Annotated in this window: 3 protein-coding genes and 1 pseudogene; 1 reads left to right on the top strand and 3 read right to left on the bottom strand. The window is 57.0% G+C overall.

Annotation, left to right across the window (positions count from 1 at the left end):
* Positions 1–174: 174 nt before the first annotated feature.
* From Q363_RS39660 to Q363_RS41675, 3 genes are read right to left on the bottom strand one after another with little or no spacing between them, the layout of a single operon-like run.
* Entirely contained in the window at positions 175–1,398 is a 1,224-nt protein-coding gene (locus tag Q363_RS39660; protein ID WP_051979596.1) for a recombinase zinc beta ribbon domain-containing protein, read from the bottom strand.
* A 45-nt stretch (positions 1,399–1,443) separates the two neighbouring features.
* The gene (locus tag Q363_RS39655) at positions 1,444–2,199 is read right to left on the bottom strand and encodes a recombinase family protein (protein WP_169747212.1); all 756 of its coding nucleotides are present in this window, start codon (positions 2,197–2,199) and stop codon (positions 1,444–1,446) included.
* Between the two features lie 34 nt (positions 2,200–2,233).
* A complete protein-coding gene (locus Q363_RS41675) occupies positions 2,234–2,431 on the bottom strand; it encodes a hypothetical protein (RefSeq protein ID WP_157468041.1) in 198 nt (65 codons plus the stop codon).
* 303 nt (positions 2,432–2,734) lie between these two features.
* On the opposite strand from Q363_RS41675, the pseudogene Q363_RS39650 reads away from it, so the two are divergent.
* Positions 2,735–2,823, top strand: a pseudogene (locus tag Q363_RS39650) (tyrosine-type recombinase/integrase); the annotation flags it as partial.

Genomic DNA, 2,823 nt, shown 5'->3' with positions numbered 1-2,823 from the left:
CAGGGCGGCCGAAAACGTGGCTCTTCGAGGGGGATGTGCCCAGCAAGCCGATCGACAGAAGCGCCGTCGAACAAGCTTGCCAGAAGGCCCGTCGCCTTTCGCGTATCCGTAAGCCCATTACACCCCATTTGCTTCGGCAGGCTTCGGCATACTGCACCACCTTTCAGAGTTCGTTCATTCTAAAGACAATTGGCCTTGGCCGAGCAAGATTTGCGGGAGTCTATGGCCGCCCCGGCGTGCCGCTTTTGCCTGTTGCTGTACCGCAGCTAACAACAGATCTCTTTTCGCGATGATCCACGGAGCGTATCTCACAACCTGTCTGGCCGGAAGAATGCGCTGTCGGATAAGCCGCTTCACTACTGTGTTACTCACCTGCAGTTCTCGCGCCGCCTCCTCTTGCGTTACCCAGTCATCCTGCTTTTGGAAGGGGGCGATCTTGTGATATCCCCGCAGTCCAGCCACGCGAGATGCATTCCACGTCTTCTCTTGACCGGTCTTGTATCCCAGTCGATTCAGGATAGCCGCGATAGTCTTATCCGGGCATATTTTTGATAAGTCACTTACCAAATCAATTACCGAACGATCGGCACTGTGGCGATGTTGTCCTGGTTTGTTACGTTCCACACGCAGTTCCGTGTGCACTCCACCAGCCCAATGGAGTCGCAGGCGATGTGTTGCGAGATCTGTTTCATTGTCGATGATGATGTCTGTCAACACCGTGCGCAGGATGCGCTTCTTCAGTTGTATTGGTGCTTCAGGATGATTCCACAGCGCCATCAGATCTTCACTCAGCGCGGTCAGTTGCTGCTTCTGAGGTTCACTCAGAGGCTCGGCCGCCTTTCCCGCAGCCGCAAGGCGACCTTCGGCCTCCACCACCCGTGCCAGCGCGCCGTTCCATCGAGCCTCCAACTCACTCGCCACTAAACGGTTTTCTGGCTCGACGGCATCAAACTGCCGACGGGCTCGCTTCTCTTCATAGCGAGCTCGTTCTAATGCCAATTCCAACGCTTGCCGCTTCTCGTCGTCTTCCACCTTGGCGCACTCGGTTAATTTGACGGCGGCCTCTATACCGGCAGGTTGGATCGCAGTCAGTACACTCTGTGCCACGGCTCGATCCAACCGCAAACTACCGACGGTCATGCATTGGCTGGATCCGCGATCTCCCCGATCACCCCGACAGACGTATCGTGGCACGCGGCCGCTGGTACCGCTATAAACGACTTGCAATTTCCTGCCGCAGCGACCGCAGCGCAGTAAACCGGATAACAAAGCGGCCCCAAGCTTCGCCGCACCGCTGGCTTCACTGTCGGACCATGCCACGTTGGCCTCCAGACGTTGTTGGTTCTCCAAATACTCCTCCCAACTGATGTACCCCGGATGATGGCCCACAAGCAACATCTTCCACTCATTTCGTGGTTTCCGGTAACGCGAGCTTTGCCGGGCTCATCCGTCCTCGATCCGCGTTCGCGCCGCGGTCTTGCCATAGGCGAAAGCCCCGGCGTAGCACGGATTGTTCAGCATCTGACGAATCCTTCCACTGCTCGGCATTCCCCATACCACCTCCTGTCCAGCGGTTCCTGGTTTGGTCTTGGGTACGGGGATTTGTTCTTCGCGGAACCAGATCGTCGCTTGCCGCGCGCTTCCGAGTTGATGAAACTTCTGAAATACACTTCTGATCGCCTGCTGCACCTGGCGATCGGGCGTCATTTCAATCTGGCCTTCTTCAGTTCGGATGAAGCCCACCGGCACTTCCCACAACGCGAAGCCGCGACGCACCTTCTGCTCAAAAGCTTCACGGGCGCGTTGTCGTAGCAGGCCAAGCTCAAATTCCGACATTGTGCCTTTTAGCCCAAGAACCAGACGGTCATTCAGTTGCCGCGGGTCATAGACGCCATCGCTGTCGATCAGCAGCGTCTCCGTGAGTGCGCATAGATCAACCAGATGATGCCAATCACGATTGTTGCGCGCCAATCGCGAAGCTTCCAAGGCGAACACCGCTCCGGCAAGCCCCTGACAGACCGACGCCAATAGCCGGCCGAAGCCTGGTCGTTCCTGAGTCCCGGCCCCGGAGCGGCCCAGGTCTTCATCAATCACCACTACCTTGCAAAAACCGAGTTGTTCCGCACGACCCGCCAGAGCATACTGGAGTTCCTTGCTCTCCAGGTGATTGCGTACCTGGTAGGGCGTCGACTGACGCACGTAAACGTAGGCTCCTCGCTCGAGTTGGTGGCCCTTAATCTTCTCGCTCATCTTGCCTCCGTTCGCCGGTTTTGAGAACGTCTGCCAACAGCTGGCGCCACAGAGTTCGGCAGTGTTCCCGCGTCGATTCCGGAAGCTCGGTCCATATCTCTTTCTCCTCGAAGCGCAGCTTGCGCTGCCGCACGATCAGATCGGTGTTGTGCATCCTGACCTCCTGATCGAGATTCTGCACAAATACGATCCTGGGTAGCGTTCTTAATTTGGTGCGCATCGATCAGCCGGCGGAGGTCAAGGAGGGCCTCAATAGCTATTCGCGGTCTGTCTTCGTGAGTCATGCGATTACAGATCCGCGGAGTCAGCATCCATTCAGGCAACGCTACCTGTGCGCCTCCGGGAAGCCTGACGATCAGAATCGCCGACTCTGTCCTCCGCAAATGGCGGATTACTTCAACTTCGACGCCATAGAAGGGATGGAACCGATAGCAAATTTTTGTTGACTGCAGATCATGAGTAGTACGGGAAGACCCTACGACACGCATTCGCCGTCCACCTGCTGGAATCTGGCACGGATGTTCGCACGATCCAGTTATTGCTCGGCCACCGCAGTCTGGCAACTACCGCCCG

Source organism: Edaphobacter aggregans DSM 19364, from assembly GCF_000745965.1.
In the GTDB taxonomy this organism is placed as follows: domain Bacteria; phylum Acidobacteriota; class Terriglobia; order Terriglobales; family Acidobacteriaceae; genus Edaphobacter; species Edaphobacter aggregans.
The sequence above is the reverse complement of the archived record's forward strand: the minus strand, read 5'-3'. Positions and strand labels throughout refer to the sequence as shown.